14 protein-coding genes are annotated in these 17,564 nt (G+C 40.0%); 5 read left to right on the top strand and 9 right to left on the bottom strand.

Annotated elements, in window-relative coordinates; genetic code table 11:
• Positions 1 to 25: 25 nt before the first annotated feature.
• Positions 26 to 1,423, bottom strand: coding sequence for a PhoH family protein (locus tag IMPJCBKJ_RS03500; protein ID WP_055197676.1), 1,398 nt, complete (start codon positions 1,421 to 1,423; stop codon positions 26 to 28).
• Positions 1,424 to 1,722: 299 nt separating this feature from the next.
• Here IMPJCBKJ_RS03500 and rapA point away from each other — a divergent pair, with 299 nt between their 5' ends.
• Positions 1,723 to 4,617 carry an RNA polymerase-associated protein RapA gene (gene rapA, locus IMPJCBKJ_RS03495; RefSeq protein WP_166338830.1) on the top strand — a complete coding sequence of 965 codons (2,895 nt, stop codon included), beginning with the start codon at positions 1,723 to 1,725 and terminating at the stop codon, positions 4,615 to 4,617.
• A 66-nt stretch (positions 4,618 to 4,683) separates the two neighbouring features.
• On the opposite strand, the gene IMPJCBKJ_RS03490 is transcribed toward rapA, so the two are convergent.
• Positions 4,684 to 5,004: a hypothetical protein gene (locus IMPJCBKJ_RS03490; protein ID WP_054552688.1), complete on the bottom strand. Its 321-nt coding sequence runs from the start codon at positions 5,002 to 5,004 to the stop codon at positions 4,684 to 4,686.
• Between the two features lie 43 nt (positions 5,005 to 5,047).
• Between IMPJCBKJ_RS03490 and IMPJCBKJ_RS03485 the strand changes: the two genes are divergently transcribed.
• From IMPJCBKJ_RS03485 to IMPJCBKJ_RS03475, 3 genes are all read left to right on the top strand, one after another.
• Complete coding sequence (locus IMPJCBKJ_RS03485) at positions 5,048 to 5,404, top strand: DUF5522 domain-containing protein (protein ID WP_054552689.1); 357 nt, start codon at positions 5,048 to 5,050, stop codon at positions 5,402 to 5,404.
• 180 nt (positions 5,405 to 5,584) lie between these two features.
• A complete protein-coding gene (locus tag IMPJCBKJ_RS03480; protein WP_166338828.1) occupies positions 5,585 to 8,017 on the top strand; it encodes a TonB-dependent receptor in 2,433 nt (810 codons plus the stop codon).
• An 83-nt stretch (positions 8,018 to 8,100) separates the two neighbouring features.
• Positions 8,101 to 9,639: a sulfotransferase gene (locus tag IMPJCBKJ_RS03475; protein WP_166338826.1), complete on the top strand. Its 1,539-nt coding sequence runs from the start codon at positions 8,101 to 8,103 to the stop codon at positions 9,637 to 9,639.
• On the opposite strand, the gene IMPJCBKJ_RS03470 is transcribed toward IMPJCBKJ_RS03475, so the two are convergent.
• Genes IMPJCBKJ_RS03470 through IMPJCBKJ_RS03460 form a run of 3 tightly spaced genes read right to left on the bottom strand, consistent with a single transcriptional unit; the run spans position 9,614 to position 11,969 of the window.
• Positions 9,614 to 10,453, bottom strand: a complete 840-nt coding sequence (locus tag IMPJCBKJ_RS03470) for a sulfurtransferase (RefSeq protein ID WP_166338824.1) — start codon at positions 10,451 to 10,453, stop codon at positions 9,614 to 9,616. The two genes, IMPJCBKJ_RS03475 and IMPJCBKJ_RS03470, sit on opposite strands and share 26 nt — an antisense overlap.
• Positions 10,453 to 10,875 (bottom strand): adenylyltransferase/cytidyltransferase family protein, encoded by a 423-nt coding sequence (locus IMPJCBKJ_RS03465; protein ID WP_166338822.1) that lies wholly within the window; start codon positions 10,873 to 10,875, stop codon positions 10,453 to 10,455. The genes IMPJCBKJ_RS03470 and IMPJCBKJ_RS03465 overlap by 1 nt, the downstream gene beginning before the upstream one ends.
• Positions 10,876 to 10,904: 29 nt before the next feature.
• Positions 10,905 to 11,969: a CDP-glycerol glycerophosphotransferase family protein gene (locus IMPJCBKJ_RS03460; RefSeq protein WP_166338820.1), complete on the bottom strand. Its 1,065-nt coding sequence runs from the start codon at positions 11,967 to 11,969 to the stop codon at positions 10,905 to 10,907.
• A 265-nt stretch (positions 11,970 to 12,234) separates the two neighbouring features.
• Here IMPJCBKJ_RS03460 and IMPJCBKJ_RS03455 point away from each other — a divergent pair, with 265 nt between their 5' ends.
• Complete coding sequence (locus IMPJCBKJ_RS03455) at positions 12,235 to 13,239, top strand: glycosyltransferase family 9 protein (protein ID WP_166338818.1); 1,005 nt, start codon at positions 12,235 to 12,237, stop codon at positions 13,237 to 13,239.
• On the opposite strand, the gene IMPJCBKJ_RS03450 is transcribed toward IMPJCBKJ_RS03455, so the two are convergent.
• The 4 genes from IMPJCBKJ_RS03450 to IMPJCBKJ_RS03435 are packed head-to-tail and all read right to left on the bottom strand — an operon-like array spanning position 13,240 to position 17,440.
• Positions 13,240 to 13,659 carry a group 1 truncated hemoglobin gene (locus IMPJCBKJ_RS03450; RefSeq protein ID WP_166338816.1) on the bottom strand — a complete coding sequence of 140 codons (420 nt, stop codon included), beginning with the start codon at positions 13,657 to 13,659 and terminating at the stop codon, positions 13,240 to 13,242.
• Complete coding sequence (locus IMPJCBKJ_RS03445) at positions 13,659 to 14,492, bottom strand: DUF3034 family protein (protein ID WP_166338814.1); 834 nt, start codon at positions 14,490 to 14,492, stop codon at positions 13,659 to 13,661. The genes IMPJCBKJ_RS03450 and IMPJCBKJ_RS03445 overlap by 1 nt, the downstream gene beginning before the upstream one ends.
• A complete protein-coding gene (locus IMPJCBKJ_RS03440) occupies positions 14,479 to 16,794 on the bottom strand; it encodes an EAL domain-containing protein (RefSeq protein WP_138598862.1) in 2,316 nt (771 codons plus the stop codon). The genes IMPJCBKJ_RS03445 and IMPJCBKJ_RS03440 overlap by 14 nt, the downstream gene beginning before the upstream one ends.
• Positions 16,787 to 17,440, bottom strand: coding sequence for a methylamine utilization protein (locus IMPJCBKJ_RS03435; protein ID WP_166338812.1), 654 nt, complete (start codon positions 17,438 to 17,440; stop codon positions 16,787 to 16,789). Before IMPJCBKJ_RS03435 ends, IMPJCBKJ_RS03440 begins: the two co-directional genes overlap by 8 nt.
• Positions 17,441 to 17,564 lie beyond the last annotated feature (124 nt).

The following is a 17,564-nucleotide window of genomic DNA, read 5'->3' as shown; positions in this document are numbered from 1 at the left end:
AACGAGGCATAGGAATACTGGCAAGTTATAAATTTTCTTCAGCAAAGCTGGCTAAGCGGCTACGTACCACACCGTTTAAGTTAACGGTGGCACTGCCCTGAAAATCTTTAAAACGTTCAACAATATAGGTTAAGCCTGAGGTGACAGGCGTGAGGTAGTTACTATCAATTTGCGCTAGGTTTCCTGAGCAAATGAGTTTAGTGCCTTCGCCGCAGCGAGTGATAATGGTCTTCAGTTGTGAAGCAGTTAAGTTTTGACTTTCATCCAAAATGACAACCGCATTTTGAATACTACGACCACGCATAAAGTTTACCGATTTAAACTGTACATTGGCTTTTTCCATAATGTAATTACGGCTCGAAATTGGATTTTCGTCCCCTTTATGCAGCACTTCTAACGTATCGGTAATAGCAGCTAACCACGGCGCCATTTTCTCTTCTTCAGTACCAGGTAAAAAGCCTATTGATTCAGCAATCTCTGGGGTATTACGCGTAACAATCACTTTATCGTAAATGCCTTTTTCAATAATCATTTCGAGGGCACTAGCAAGAGCAAGTAAGGTTTTACCACAGCCAGCGGGACCAGTTAAAATTACCAATTCAATACTTGGGTCAAGTAGCGCATCAAGTGCCATCCCTTGATAAACATTTTTTGGTTTTACACCCCACGCGGTATGACTCATCAAGCGCTCAACACTGATATCTTTTAAAGTAATTTGTTTATCATCGTAGCTTGTTACTCGAGCCGCAAAGTGGTCGCTTTCATCTAAAATATATTCATTGCAGAACACATCGCTAATCGTGCTTTTTGCCACATGATGATAGGTATCTCGGCCTTGCTGCTCTGTTTCACATTCTCCAACCTGTTGCCAAAAATCACCTTCAATTTTTTTATAGCCGCTTGTAAGCAACGCTATGTCGTCAATTAATTGGTCTGTTCTGTAGTCTTCAACAAATTTAAGCCCTGCCCCTTTCGCTTTGAGGCGCATATTGATGTCTTTAGTGACAAGCACCACCTTGCTGTCACTGTGCTGTTTTTGCAGATGTACAGCGCAATTGATAATACGATGGTCGTTTTCGTTGCCAGGTAAACCCGAAATACTGTCTGCAAATAAATGGTCATTAACAATAATTAAGCGGCCACGAGATTCTGATTTTGCCTTTTTGTTACTAGGGAGCGCGACACCCTGCAACATTTGCTCTGGCGAAGCGTCCTTTAGCACTTCATCTAAACCACGAATAGCAACACGGGCGTCACGGCTAACGTCATGTTTCCTATCTTTAATGTGGTCGAGCTCTTCTAATACTGTCATGGGGATAACAACATCATGTTCTTGGAAAGATAAATAAGCGAGGGGTTCGTGGAGTAATACATTGGTATCGAGCACATACATTTTACTATCAAGGTTCGAAGCTTTTTCCATAGCACTTTCCTTACGTTTTATGATTTTTATGCTATACCCAATAAACTAAACAAGCGGCGGATGAAGCTATGGTTTATTCGTCAGGTATATACTCAGTTTAGTCTATTTACGACAAAAGTCCTTTTTATGACAAACAAATATACAATTATTTAACTGGTTAAAATACATACAATTTTTACCATTAATAATGGCTTAAAAAGGTTGACTAAATTTAATTGTGTGCGGCGAGTTTACTGCCTTGAAGTAGCATGGCGTTACAGGTAACATAGCCGCCTTTTTTCTTCATAGACGAGACATACATGAATTTTTCCTTAGGTCAGCGTTGGATCAGTGATACTGAGTCAGATTTAGGATTAGGCACCGTTGTTGCCCTTGAAGGCCGTCAGGTCAGCATTTTATTTCCAGCCAGTGGAGAAAACAGAGTTTATTCTTTAACAGAAGCGCCTGTTACTCGTGTCGCATTTAATCCAGGTGATATTATTCGCAGCGTTGAAGAGTGGGAATTAGAAGTTGAGTCTGTTGAAGAGCAAGGCGAGTTACTATGCTATCACGGCATTCGCGTTGATAATGGTGAAAAAGCGCAGTTAAAAGAAACCTTTTTAGATCACTTTATCAAATTCAATAAACCACAAGACCGTTTATTTGCAGGTCAAGTGGACCGCTTTGACCGCTATACCCTGCGCTACCAAACTTGGCAGCACCAGTTTGAGCGCCAACAATCTCCTTTAAAAGGTTTAATTGGTCAGCGTGCAAACCTTATTCCGCATCAGCTTTATATTGCACAAGAAGTGGGTAAACGTTTTGCACCACGCGTATTACTTTCTGATGAAGTAGGTTTAGGTAAAACCATTGAAGCAGGTATGATTTTACATCAACAGATCATCAGTGGCCGAGCTAGCCGTGTATTGATTGTTGTGCCTGAAAACTTACAGCATCAGTGGTTAGTCGAAATGCTACGCCGCTTTAACTTACGTTTTTCAATCTTTGATGAAGAGCGTTGTGATGAAGCATTTGCAGACTCACCAAACGTATTCGAAACAGAACAGTTAGTACTTACTAGCCTTGAGTTCTTAAGCAAGAAAAAACGTTGGTTTGAGCAAGCAACCCTGGCTGATTGGGATTTATTGGTTGTTGATGAAGCGCACCATTTAAGTATCAATAATGGTAAGCCAAGCACTGAATACCAACGCATGGCAGAGTTAAGCCAAGATATTCCAGGTCTTATCTTATTAACAGCGACGCCAGATCAACTTGGTCACCGCAGTCACTTTGCCCGCTTGCAATTACTCGACCCTGATCGTTTCTACGACTACGATGCGTTTGTTGAAGAAGAAAGCAACTACAAAGAGGTTGCTGAAGCTGCTAATCAATTACTGGGTGAAAAAAGCCTTGATGATGCATCTCGAGCAACATTAAAAGAACTATTAAAAGAAACCGATATCACAGAGCTTTTAGCCAAAGCAGAGCAAGGTGATGAAACGGCACGCAACGAAGTATTATCAATGCTGCTAGACCGCCATGGTACAGGTCGTATTTTATTTAGAAATAGCCGCAGCGGTATTGATGGTTACCCAAGCCGTAAGCTTCATGCATACCCTATGGCAATGCCAAAACAATATAAAACGGCGATGTCGGTACTGGGGAACATGGGCGGCATTCAAAATGCTGAACTAACGGCACTTCGCGCTCTATTTCCTGAAAAGATCTTCCAAGAGTTTGAAGGTGAAAATGCCAGTTGGGGCGCATTTGATCCACGTGTTGATTGGTTAATCGAAACCTTAAAAACCCTTAAACACGAAAAAGTACTGCTTATCTGTGCTAAAGCCGAAACTGCACTTAGCCTAGAACAGATTTTACGCGAGCGTGAAGCAATTAAAGCCTCAGTTTTCCATGAAGGTATGTCGATTGTTGAACGTGACCGTGCAGCCGCTTACTTTGCCGACGAGTACGACAGCGCACAAATTCTACTTTGCTCTGAAATTGGTTCTGAAGGTCGTAACTTCCAATTCTCGCATCACTTAGTACTGTTTGATTTACCACTTAATCCAGACTTACTCGAGCAACGCATTGGTCGCCTTGACCGTATTGGTCAAACTCAAGACGTAAACATTCATGTGCCGTATTTTGAAAACACCGCACAAGAAGTGTTACTTCGTTGGTATAACGAGGGCCTAGATGCGTTTGAAACAACATCGACAACAGGGCAAATGCTGTATAAAGAGTATGGCGAAGAACTACTTGAGTTTATTGGTGCACACAATTGCGACGAAGAAGAGCTAGACCCACTGCTAGAACAAGTGGCGGGTCAAAATGCTAAGCTTCGTAAGCAAATGGAAAGTGGTCGTGACCGCTTACTAGAGCTGCATTCAAGTGGCCAAGGCCGAGCAGAAAGCCTTGTTGCTGATATCGAAGAATTAGACGACCAATTCACGCTACCAAGCTATATGATCAATGTGTTCGACACCTTTGGTGTAAGCCAAGAAGATAAAGGTGAAAATACCATTATCTTAAAACCAACTGAGCACATGCTAAACCCATCCTTCCCATGTTTGAAAGATGATGGCATCACAGTAACGTTTGATCGCAGCACCTCGCTTTCGCAAGAAGACGCCCATTTCATCAGCTGGGACCACCCAATGGTGCAAGGCAGCTTAGACATGATTTGTGATGATGACTTTGGTACTGCCTCTGTGGCGTTACTGAAAAACAAAAAGCTACCTGCTGGTACCTTCTTTGTTGAGCTCATTTTCATTGCTGAAGCCATGGCGCCTAAAGCACTTCAAGTTGGCCGCTTCTTGCCACCAACGCCTATTCGTATCTTATTAGATAAGGGCAGTAACAATCTGGCTGATAATGTTGCTTTTGATGCTTTCAATCAGCAGTTGTCTGCGGTTGGTCGCCAAACTGCAAGTAAATTAGCCAGCGCGCTACAAAGTGCCATTCACCCAATGATCACCAGCGCACAAGGCATGGCACAAACCAAGCTAGAAGCACTGCGTGCTGAATCACTAGAGAAAATGCAAACTGCCCTTGGTGAAGAACAAGCTCGTTTAACGGCACTTAAGCAGATCAACCCGAATATTCGTGATGAAGAGCTTAGCTTTTTTGATAAGCAACGTAGTGAACTCACTACTTACATCGAAAAAGCCCAAGTTAAACTGGATGCAATTCGTTTAATTGTCGTTTCTCACTAACCCATTGGCTAATGAGCGAAAGCTTTAAGGTTTGCTTAAAGCTTTCGACTCTCAATCTCGTTCATGCTAGTGAATTATTCTTAACAACTTCTCTAGCGTACTTTTATTTAACTCACCCATTTGCTCGTTATTACTTAGTGCATAAATAGCCCCTTCAACGGCGCTTTCGTCGATGTCTTGCCTAGACTCTAATACGTTTGCCCAAAGTTCTAATTCATCGATATCGATTTCGCCGTCGATAACACGCTGTAAAACCTGACAGAAAACGTCTTGCGTTAGAATATACACATCACCTTGCGTGTCTGGAGTACTGGTAATTACTGAAATTGCCTCAAATCGGTTATCACCAAAACGAGCAAACTCATCTAATGCGTCTAATTTATCCATTTGCTATGCTTACCTTTTCAATCTCAAAGCATCTTTTTACTTAATGACAACCCTTACTTGCTCACAATGCAAAGCAACCCTTCACTGCCAAGCCGACAATATTAATGCCTGTTGGTGTAGTGAGCTGCCCAATATTTTACCACTCGATGAGGCAGCAACAGAATGTTTATGCCGAGACTGTACTATAAAAAAGATCAATTCATTTTTATTTAAACTTTACCAACAGCCTCTTGAACAGCAGCTTGCCTTTGCTAAGCCTTATTTTACTCAAGGTAATTTAATAGAAAATCTCGATTACACCATGCAAAACAACTACATGGTATTTAGCCGCTGGTTCTTTTTAAAACGCGGCCATTGCTGTAGTAATGGCTGTAGTCATTGCCCTTATTCCGATAGCTAATCCCTTACAGAGTATTTATTCAATTATTTTGCATTTAATTGCAAATAACGCATGGACGATAAGAATAAAAACACATTATAATTGGATATAAATTCACTAAATCATCAATTTTTAAGCTTAAACCACTAGTAATGTCTATTTTTTAAGCATAAATTTACTGTAACTAAGTCGGAATCAATCATGAACACTTTTAAGCCTGCTCTACTTGCAAGTGCAATTTCTGCAGTTTTAATCAATAGCAATATGGCGTTTGCTGCAGAAGATGCTATCGAAGTTGATAAATCAATTGAAACTATTCAAATTACTGCAACACGACGTGCAGGCTCTGTGCAGGATGCACCGCTTAATATCACAGCGCTCAATGGCGATGTAATTAGCGACCAAAACATTGGCGATCTAGAAGATGTCGCACGCTGGGTACCTGGCTTAACAATTTCTGATCAAGGTGGCCGTGAAGGTTCTCCGATTATCGTTCGTGGTTTGAATACAAATACTTCTGACCGTATTTCTGATAGTGGCACAGTAGCAACCTATGTTGGTGAAATTCCACTTAGCATCGACTTACGTTTAACTGATGTTGACCGTGTTGAAGTGTTAATTGGCCCGCAAGGTACACTGTATGGTGCAGGTACTTTAGGTGGTGCAATTCGTTACTTACTAAAGCAACCTGAGCTTGATATCACCGAAGGTAAGGTTACCGGCGATGTATTTAGCATTAACGAAAGTGACGGCACAGGTGGTGAGTTTGGTGTGGTATTCAACACCCCGCTAATTGAAGAAAAATTAGCGCTTCGTGCTAGCTTAAACTATTACGATAACCCTGGTTACATTGACTACACCCACGTGGTTCAAGAACCGGGTGTATCAAACCCAAATCCTGACTTTTCAGACAGCAGCGATGTAAATGCCAACTTAAAAAGCGTAAGCGATGTTAATGATGAGCAAATCACCACAGCACGTTTATCACTTCGCTGGCTTGCAACCGAAGATGTTGATGCAACGCTTAACTACTTCTATCAAAAGCAAGAAAATGGTGGTAACTCGACATCGCAATACGGCTCTCTTGCTGATAGCAGTGCGCTACAAGGGATTCCTGGAAAATACGAAAACGTAGCTCGTGTACTTGAGCCTGGTGAAGAAAAAAACGATTTATTAAGTTTAGAAGTAAAAGCAGATCTTGGTTTTGCTGAGCTGGTATCTGCATCTGGTTGGTCTAGCTATGAGCAGTCTGGTCAACGCGATCAAACCGATCTACTTTACGATATTTGGTCAGGTTATGCCGACTTCCCTGCATTTGTTGGCTACACGCACGACACCTCAGATCGCGATACCTTCACGCAAGAACTTCGTTTAGTGTCAAATAGCAATAGCGCTTTTAACTGGATTATAGGAGGCTTCTACAACAAAGTAGAAAGTCACTCAGATGACCGTGAGTACACGCCGGGTCTGACTGAGTACTGGGGTGGTGGTATTCCTAATGTTGAACAAGATCTTGAGTACATTCTAATTTCAGATAGTGAAACCACTGAAAAAGCACTTTTTGGTGAAATCGGCTACAGCATTACAGATCAGTTTGATGTAACTTTAGGTGCTCGTTTTTACGAATACGATGTATCAACAACGTCAGGCTCTGCAACACCGCTTTATTCTGGTGATTTTGATTCACTAGATAACCTTGTTATGGAAAATGTGAGCGCTAGTGATAACGGTAACTTATTTAAATTTAATGCTAACTATACATTCGATAATGGTGTACTTGCTTACTTTACAGTGAGTGAAGGCTTCCGTATTGGTGGTGGTAACGGTATTGCTCCTTGCCCTGATGTATTACCTGAGCAACAAATTGTTTGTGCCCTGCCAAACGAAGAAGATTACAAACCAGATACAACAGTCAACTACGAGCTAGGCTTTAAGTCATCATGGTTACGTAACCGCCTACATTTCAATGCGGCTCTATTTAATGTTGATTGGAAAGATGCGCAAGTGGGTAGTAGCACTGTAAATGGTCAAGAATTAATTACCTCGAACGCGGGCACTGCAAATTCAAAAGGTGTTGAGCTTTCTACTCGCGCTATGATTGGTGATAACTGGGCTGCATATGCGACATACGCGTATGCAAAGGCTGAATTGACAGAAGATGCGCCTTACTTATTTGGCGTTTTAGGCGGTGACTTAGCGCAGTACCAAAGCTACTATGATGGTGCTAAAGGCGACCGTTTACCGGGCGCTCCTGAGCATCAATTCTCGTTTGGTCTTCGTTACGAGCAAGATATCCTAGGCGATAAACTATTAAGCGTAAACTACGGTATCACAGCGCAAAGCGATGTGATCACCAAAGTAGGCCTAAAAGCAGACGGGGAAGTATTACCTGGTTATGCACTAAGTAACTTATCTGCCAAAATTACTGGCGATATGTGGTCTGCAACGCTTTACGTAGACAACTTATTCGATAAGTACGCATTCACTTCTGTACGTCGTGATAAGTCTTGGGCAGGTATGTCACAATATGCTGAGCTTAACAAAGAACTACCTGAACTACAGCGTGTTTATGGTCACTACACCACCGCGCCTCGTACTATCGGTATGAAATTTAGCTACAACTTTGAGCTGTAATTAAACATACTCATAAAAGCCTTGCCGCCTTTAGGCAGGGCTTTTTAATACCTGAAAATAATTAATTGGTATACTATGCGCTTATGCTAAATGATATCCAACAAGCGCTTCGCGCTCATATCCAACAGTTGTTAAACAACAAGCAACTAAACGACGCACATCACCTACTTGTGCAGAGGCTAAAACAAAACCCTGAAGACCACGTTTGTTACTTTTTACTCAGCGAAGTCAACACCGCAGCTGGCGATATCAACAAAGCAATTAAGCTGCTTGAGAAAGCACTAAGCCTAGCCCCTTTTGCGATTTATCATTTAGCACTTGCCAAGTTATACGTACTGTTAGGTAAAGTAAGTAATGCAGCTGTGCATTATCAAAGTGCTAAACAAACAGCTGACTTTAGTGCCACTGATTTTGATACATTAGCCAATATTGCGACCCGTTTAGGGTATTATAACGATGCCCTTAGCTTTCAAAAAGCAGCCTACCAACGCAATAAAGATAACCCACAAATTAGCTATAATTTGGCAGTGTGTTATAAAATTCACGGACTGTTCGATGAGGCTAAAAGCTTGCTGCTGCAACTAACCCAAAAGCAACCTCGCTTTTATCAAGCCCACTACTCGCAGGCTGAACTCAATACTGTTATAGATGCAGAGCAACATATCCAAAAACTACAAGCCTTGGCGGATAAAGAAAAAAGCATTGTTGAACAACAAGTGTATTTTCATAGTCTTGCTCTTAATTATGAGCACCTTAATGACTACAAAAATGCATTTAAATACTTTGCACTAAGTAAGCAAGCGATAGCCGGTAAACTTAATTATCAAGCCACACAGCATCGCCACTTTTGTCAAAAACTTATTACTCAGAGCAAACAGCAAGCAATTAAAAGTAGTGACTCTGAGTTCTCACCCGTTTTTGTTGTTGGCATGCCCCGCTCTGGTACAACCTTAGTTGAGAAAATCCTTAATCAAAGTTCAAAACTGCAAGGGGTTGGGGAATTAAACGATATTGCGCAACTCATACAGCACGCCACGCAATCAACTCGTGTAATTGACAGCGAAATGCTCGATAAGGCATATCAATCTGAGGCGATAAAGACAGCACTGGCTAGCTATCAACAGAGAGCCGAGCTACTAAGTGGCGGCCTAAGAAGTTGTGATAAACAGCCATTTAACTTTTACTATATTGATTTTATTTTAGCGGCTTTTCCTAATGCTAAAATCGTTTGTATGCAGCGGGGCTGGCAAGATTGCAGCATCGCCAATTTTAGACAGATCTATAACCCGCAAAGTGTGTTTCATCACTACAGTTTTACACTTGAAGATATTACCTCGTTCCATCAAGATTACTCGGCATTAGTCAGTCATTTTGCCAACAAGTATCCTGAGAACGTTTTTTTGCAAAGCTATGAGCAATTGGTGGCAGAGCCTACCGAACAAACTCAAAAGCTCTATGCGTTTTGTGATTTAAGCTGGCAGGAAAACTGCCTGACTTTTTATAAAAACAATGCAGCATCAGCCACGGCGAGTAAAAAGCAAATTCGCCAGCCACTGAATAAAAACAGTATCGGCAGCTGGCAAAATTACGCTGAGTTTATTGATGCGGGCCTATTTCAATAGGTAGCTCGTGACGAGCGCCCCACTCACTCCATGAGCCATCGTAAACACGTAAGTTAGCGTAACCACATTCATCGGCACACAATGCAATTGCGCAAGCGGTTACACCTGAACCACAGCTAAACTGCAACTGGGTGTGATGCGGCGCTATGTGTTGTTCAAATAATGCTTGCAACTCGCTAAGCGGTTTAAGCTCACCGTTATTTAGCACTGTTGCTAGAGATAAACTGCGACTATTTGGAATATGACCACTGCGCATACCTTCGCGCGGCTCAGCGTGTTCACCGGTGAATCGCTCATAAGGACGAGCATCGAGTGTTAGTGTGCTTTGTTCATCAAGTGAGTTAAGTACTTGCTCAGCACTGATAAAGTAATCAACACGTGGGCTAGCAACAAAGTTGCCTTGACCAGAAGCAGCTGAATAACGTGCTTGTGTTGCAAAGCCTAGTGCCTGCCACTTAGCCAAACCACCGCTTAACACTTTTACGTTATCAAAGCCCATGGCTTTAAACATCCACCACGCACGGGCAGAACTGAACAAGCCTTGGTCTTCATAAATCACAACCAGAGAGTCTTGGTTAACACCAGCTAGTTGCATATGCTCTGTGAACTGCTCACTACTGCACATCATACTTGGTACAGGATTGCTGTTATCTGCCAGCGTCTTTTTGAAATCAAAACGCTGTGCATTTGGGAGCATCGCCTTAGGCGCATACTCACCCGGTAAACCAGGGCGTACCATTCCTGCATCGAAGATAACCAAGTTATCCTGGTTTAAATGCACGTTAAGCCACTCTGGCGAGACGATGTTCTTCATTAGCTTTTACTCATCTTATCAAGCACTTCACGCAGCTTTGTGCTTGATGTGTGAGATGTGTAAGAAAAGTAGCAAATCTCAACATTAAGTTTTGCAAAATCAGCTTCTATTTTGTTCCACTTTTCGGTTCCTTTCCAATCATCACCGACAAACATTTTATCAAATTTCAAATTGTTCCAAGCTTCTTCTTTGTCGTAATTAACCTGTGGGACAACTTCATCCACAAATTTAATAGCTTCAACAATTTCCATTCGTTCTTGAAAAGGAATGACGGGCTCTTTATTTTTTACGTTACGACAAAGCTCATCGGTAGTTACACCAACAATCAAGTAATCACATTCTAATTTTGCTCGTTTTAAAATGTTTAAATGACCTATATGAAATAAATCAAAAACACCTGTCGTGTAACCTATCTTCTTCATTAATTTTTCCAGTGTGTACTCTTAATAACTTAATTATTTTCGACTAAGTAATTGACGATTCGTTCACTTGCTTTGCCATCAAGTTTACCTGCTAGCTTTTCAGCCAATTCAAGCCTTGTCTCAGCCAAAGACTCAGGATTTTCAAGTTGCTCGATAACAAGTTTGTGTAAGTCTTTGTAATTTTTTGCATGTACAGCAATATCGGCATATTCACCGTAGTCTTGATCCATACGACGTTTAAAACGATAAGAGAAGATACCTCTGTAGCTCCAACGCAACTTCAAGAAATCGCACCAAATTACAGGCTTATTAAGTAAAGCGAACTCAAAAAGAGCGGAAGATGCATCACTTATAAGTAAGTTAGCCTGATCTAAAAATGGTAATAGTGAATAGTCCTCAACCCGAGCAAGATAAACATTATCGTAGTTTGACCAATGCTCTAATAAATCACGCTGCTTTTGATAGCGGCTTTTACATATTGAGAAATAGTGAGGTTTGATCAGAATGTTAAAGTCAGAAAATTGCTCTGGCCAGTTTTTTGGAAAGCGCTCGATACTACTTGGGTAGAATGTAGGAGCATAGAGAATAGTCTTTTTACTTTTATCAAATTTCGTTAAATCTAAAGCACCATCAAGGGGCACTTGATTAAAAATATCGTCAAGTTTACAAAACCCCACATCAACAAAACAATCATCTGGATACATATTTTGTAAACGCTTAAGGCGATATTGCCCCTCAACAAACCTAACAGTCATAGCTTTTGAAGATTTGGTATAGTAACTAGCTTTAGGCCCAATGCCATGCCCTAACTGAGCGCTTTTAGATACTTTGTGTAAACGGTCCAAAAACATAAATGAGTTTGCAAAAAACACCCAATCTGCTCGCTCATTTTCGTAATATTCAATAGCTTGCTTTTGATTATCAACCCAAATATGCTCAAGTTCATTGTCATCTATGATTTGCTGGATTGTTTGTTCATGGCTATTTCGATAAAAAACAAACCGACCAATTATTCCCATAGTAAGTAGTTTTTTGTATACCGGAATATATTGCGGCAGGTAGTAGAGGCTTTGAGTATCGAAAATTATATTCATTAAGGCTAAACAATCTTTATTATTATTTTTGAAAAGGTAACTAGCAAGGAATCTTAAAAAGTACGAAGTATACACGGATTATACTATCGTTTCAGCTTTCAAAAGGCATAGACTTGCTACTTTCAAAAGCTTATTGATGGTTTGGAATAAAAGTGTAGCATAATGTACGTAACTTATAAGGAAAGACAATTCAACAACACTAAGAAAGTTAGTGTTATGATATTACTTCCCACAATTACAGTATATTTGAAATCGATAAACTTTTATGCAAAAAAAAATTATTGATGCTAAGTCTATCAAAGGGAACATTTTAGTTATTCTGCCAAAGTTCATCGGCGATGCTATAAATTGTTCTCCAGCCATAGAGTTACTTAAGTCGCTTTATCCTCAAAAACAAATTTTTGTAATTGCTCGGCCTCATTTAGTGCCTATTTTCGAAAGAGATAAATCTCTCGTAATTATTTCTGACAATCGATTTAGTTCTACACAACCTACATCACTACTTGGGTTTGCTAGTACCCTGAAAAAAAAAGATATTGAACTGGCATTTATAATGAGAAATTCTCTTTCAGAAGCCCTTCTTTGCTTTTTTGCAAAAATTAAATTCCGTATTGGCTACGCCCAGAATGGTCGAAGTCCCTTTTTGACTCATTCTCCGAAATTAAATAAGAATCATCATTACATTTTTCGTTATTGTTTTTTAGTAAATCATGCTCACGGAAATCTATTACAGAAAATCCCTAACACAAAGATAAATATCAATAAAAGTACTTTTATCGATACTGACATTAAGACTCTAAACATTGGGTTATATTTTGGAGGAAAAAATAAGAAAAGTCGCCACTACCCTAATGATTTAGCGACCACTGCGATAAAAAAAATAGCTGAAAATAATACAACTATCCATTTCATTTTGATCGGTGACCCAAGCGAGAAAAAAGACTCAGAGCTTCTGATTAAAGAACTCAATAATCCTAAGATTAAAATCAGTAATTTGGTAGGTGAAACATCGATAGGTGAAATGCTGGATATCATTGGCTCATTAAATTTATTAGTTACAATTGATTCTGGCCCTATGCATATAGCTGCAGCTGCTGGTATCCCATTTGTGGCTATTGTAGGTTTAGGCACTTCACCTTGGAGCACAGTTGCACCGAAGCAAAAAAATTACATTCCATTAGTTGCAAATGGCTACCAATTGGATGAAAAAGATATAATTAGAGACATCACCCCTGATGATATAAGTTCAGCTGTAAGTAAACTAATCTAGCTAAATATCAATTACCTCAGAGCGCAGCGGTGCTAAACGACTCAAAATCTTATTTTGTACCGTTTGCGGAATCTGTTGTTCGTCCATAGCATTAATCAAAAGCTCTACCACACGGTTAAAGTCTTTTTCAGGGATATTCATTCCAGTGTGTATATCAACCATGTTATCGCCTTTGTACTCACAAGGACCTTCGGTGACACTACACAAATGAGTGATAAAGCCTTGGCGAAAATGCGCAACATTGCTTTGTTTAAAATAAGCTAAAATCTGTTCGTCATGGCCTATTTGATTGATAAAACTTTCAACCAATTTTTCAATCCCTTGTTTACCATTAAGTTGCTGGTACAAGGTGCCATTATTGCTACTTACACAACCCACAAGCATAACGGTAAATACAAATGTAAAAAGTGTTTTTATCATCACCAATACCCTGTTACTGATAAGTACCAACCAGTTTGGTCTTCAGCACCAGCAATACTTCCTAAGTCTAACCAAGCAGCGGTGATGCTAACATACTTATTAGGAAACCAAGCCACAAATACATCCTGCCAATCTTGCTCTCCTAAACCAAGGTTATTGGACTTTACCCGATACTCAACACCCAAAGCTATTTCATGGGTTAAAAACACCGCTGTAGATGCTTCAAACAACAATTTTTTATCACTATCAGGACCGCCAAAACCTAACAAACCTAGCTGATTGGCATCGCTATAACGAAAGGTGGTGTTCCAAAACCAATTATACCCTGCAAGCGCCCCTAAATGTAATTTACTAGCAGCAAGGTAAATATCGGTACCGCTGGTATCTTTTGCACCTAAAAAACTAGCAATACTGCCATCATCTAAAGACTTATGCTGCACACCTAAACTTAATTGCGGCCATTTACTGTAAACAATGTCACCATATAAGCGTACTTTTGCCCCGGTAATTGATTGCTCAATATCGGTATTTAATGCGGGAACTTCGAAACGTTGCTCCGCATAACTAAATTCAACGCGATCATTAACATTTAGCTGCGCACCACAAACATCTAAGCGGTAATCACTCACATTTGCACGACTGCAAAAGCCATTCAAAGCGATTTCATCATCACTTGCATAGCCTGCGAGCTGAGCCCATGGAACAATCCCACCACCCGCACTGCCTTCAACCTGAGAGACTCCGGGCGTTGCTAATAATTTACCTGAAGCTGCAAACCCTGAACTTGTAAAAACAATGAAAGTTAGTCCAAATAGCCAATTAAGATGCTTCATTATAGACCTCTAGCCATTGTAAAAACTGCTCTGATTTTAGTGGCCTGCTCAAGTAATACCCTTGCGCATAATCGCACTTCATTAGTTTCAAAAAGTCTAAAGAAGCTTTATTTTCAACACCTTCTGCAACGACAGAGAAACCTAGCTGATGACCTAAGTTTATTGTTGATTCAACAATATACTGATCTTGTTTAGATTGCTCCAATTGAAGAATAAAGCATTTATCTAACTTAAGTTCATCGATAGGTAGTAATTTCAAGCGACCCAATGAAGTTTGCCCAACACCATAATCATCTAGCGATATTTTTACCCCAAGTGATTTTAGGTTTTCTAATGCTTTAATACCTTGTTCTTCATTTTCTATCATGTCGCGTTCTGTCAGCTCTATTGTAATAAGCTGTCCATTAACATCATTCTCTTTTAATTGTTTTGCCAAATGAGAGAAAAAGCTTGGGAAGGCAATATCTTGAGCCGAAACATTGATAGCGGCTTGCATAATAATGCCTTGTTCTTGCCACCTTGCGACTTGAGTGACAACTGTTTTAACTACCCAAGCAGTCAAATCAACAATAACACCTGACTGCTCCGCTAAATCAATAAATAGCTCCGGTGATACCCACTGCCCATCCTTTCTTTGCCAACGGATCAGCGCTTCCACTTTATCGATCTTAGAGGTGTTTAAATTTAGCTTTGGTTGATAAGTCATAAACAATTGGCCATCGTCTGCTTGTAATGCATGTTTTAATTCATCAATAATTGCCAACCGTTCCAGATACTCTTCATCTTCACCGTTTTGATAATAATGAACATTCTTCTTTTTTGACGAAGCTGTATCAATTGCGATTAAAACTCGGCGCATTAGATCATCGGGCTTAACTCCCTCAAAGGTACAATGAACTACACCAGCGCTAAATCGCAAGGTAATATTCAAGCCTTGAATAGTGTAACCGACTTGTAGCTGAGCCATTAAATCCATGACTCCACTTTTTAATTGCTCTGCTTTTCCACTTGGAAATAAGGTTAAAAACTCATCTCCACCTATGCGTGCATTGACTCCACCAAGCGGCTCAGAATACTCACTAATACGTTCAGCAACTTCTCTTAAACAATCATCTCCAATACGAGGGCCAAGTTTGTCATTGATATGCCGCAAACCTCTTATATCAATAGCAACTAAAGTATATTCAGTGCCTTGCCCTAATAGCGACTCCATAATTTCCAACATGGCACTGCGTGTTAAAAACCCCGTTAACGTATCATGACTTGCTTGAAAGTTGATTTGTCGTTCACGTTCTTTAATGTCATTACCCATATTATTGAATGCATCAACTAACGTCGTAATTTCAGTACTTTGTTTTTTTCCTATAAATTCAGCTTTGTAGTTACCCCGCGCGAATTGCTGAGCAAGTAAAGTAAGTTTAGAAAGCGGTGTGGTAAGGTTTTTAGCCAAAATCCCACTAGCTAAAACGCCAATCACAACTGTGATAGCTGCTAATGAAATAATAGTAAAAAAGAGCTGCTCAAATTCAAGATAACTTCGAGTTAAATCGGCACTTAGTAGCACTGATACTTTATGCCCAGAAACCGAAGGTAGCTCAACAAGGCGATTACGATAAACTGGCTTTTCCCCAAAAATTCGCTGTGTAGATTTATTTTCAAAATGCCTAAGTACTGCATTATCTTCTGGCTTATCAACAAGAGAGGTTTCAACGACATCATCATCCTCTCCGATAAAACTTACATCCATAGTTGTAAGTTTTTTTAACTCTTCGGCAACTAGATCTGTGATTTCAAAACCAACCAAACTATATGCAACTGTTCTCGGTGCGCGAACTGGCAATATAATAACTTGATAAAGAGTCTGCTCGATAACGATGAAATTTGACTGCTCAGGGTTATCTAATAACTGCTTCATTAATGCCGTAAACTCATTTGGCATGTGAGCGAAATCCGTATTAGCAGAAACGAGCTCCCCAGATAAGTTTATGAGCATCATTAAATCAGCATTAATCCGCCTACTATGATTATTTAAGACACTGCTGATAGTATCGGCGTCTTGAGTTGCGACAGCTTGTTTAAAACCGAAATCTGCTGTTAACACTTTTGCAGCAGTTAGAAGAAGGCTCTCTTTCGCACTTAAATACTGGTTAAAAACATTCTCAGCAACATTAATATCTTCTAGAAGCTTTTGGTCATTAAAACGATTCGCTGACCACCAAGAACTAACTAGGCTGACTAAGCTTGTTAACAGAACAAGACCAACACATAAGGCAATAACTCGCCCTCTTAAACTATTAATCATTAGTACCCTTAAACATTTCTCCAAATGTATTTCGTGGTTTCGGCTCTATTGTAGTAATGACAATATCTGCAACCTGCGAAGAATCAGCAAATGTAATTGTTTTTTTCTGATCGATATCACTCTGTTGGTTTGGTTGCCATACCGTAAAGCTAGCAGGAAATGTACTCACATTTAATTGAACCTTCCCATCTACGCTCGTTTTTAGCACTTCTGAACTATCTGCAACATAAATGTATCCGACCATTGAATCATGGATATTACAACCGAGAACAACAATCCCAGGTGATTCAAATTTTTCGGGTTTTTCAGGTCGACCAGAGTAAAGTTTGATGTCAAATTGCTTTACAGTCGAGAATGAGTACACATGATGGCGAATATTATCACTATTTGGGAAGTCAACTAATTGCCCGTTTTGAATAACAAGTACTTTAGGGGTAAAGTGCTTATCAACCTGGTCCATGACGGCAACTGATAAGTTATCTTGGTGATTTAACTGCTGATCCTTAAACTCAATAACAGCATCTTTTAATGGCTCTCCAAATTGATCGCGTACAACAAAGGAAAAGTCCGCTGAAAGTACATTCGTTGAGCCTAATAACAAAGCAACGTAACATACCCGGCTAAAAAAATTCGCAAACATCAACATAATTAATTAGTTCCGCTCTTAGTTCACAATTCAGTATAGATTAATCTATTGTTAAGTTATACCTAATCATTTCATTGATAGAGACCGGTTTTAGGCAAGAAAGTATTGACGAAAAACTTAAAAC

The organism is Pseudoalteromonas sp. MB47, from assembly GCF_011319765.1.
In the GTDB taxonomy this organism is placed as follows: Bacteria; Pseudomonadota; Gammaproteobacteria; order Enterobacterales; family Alteromonadaceae; genus Pseudoalteromonas; species Pseudoalteromonas simplex.
Note: the sequence above shows the minus strand (reverse complement) of the source record. Positions and strands in the feature narration are given on the sequence as shown.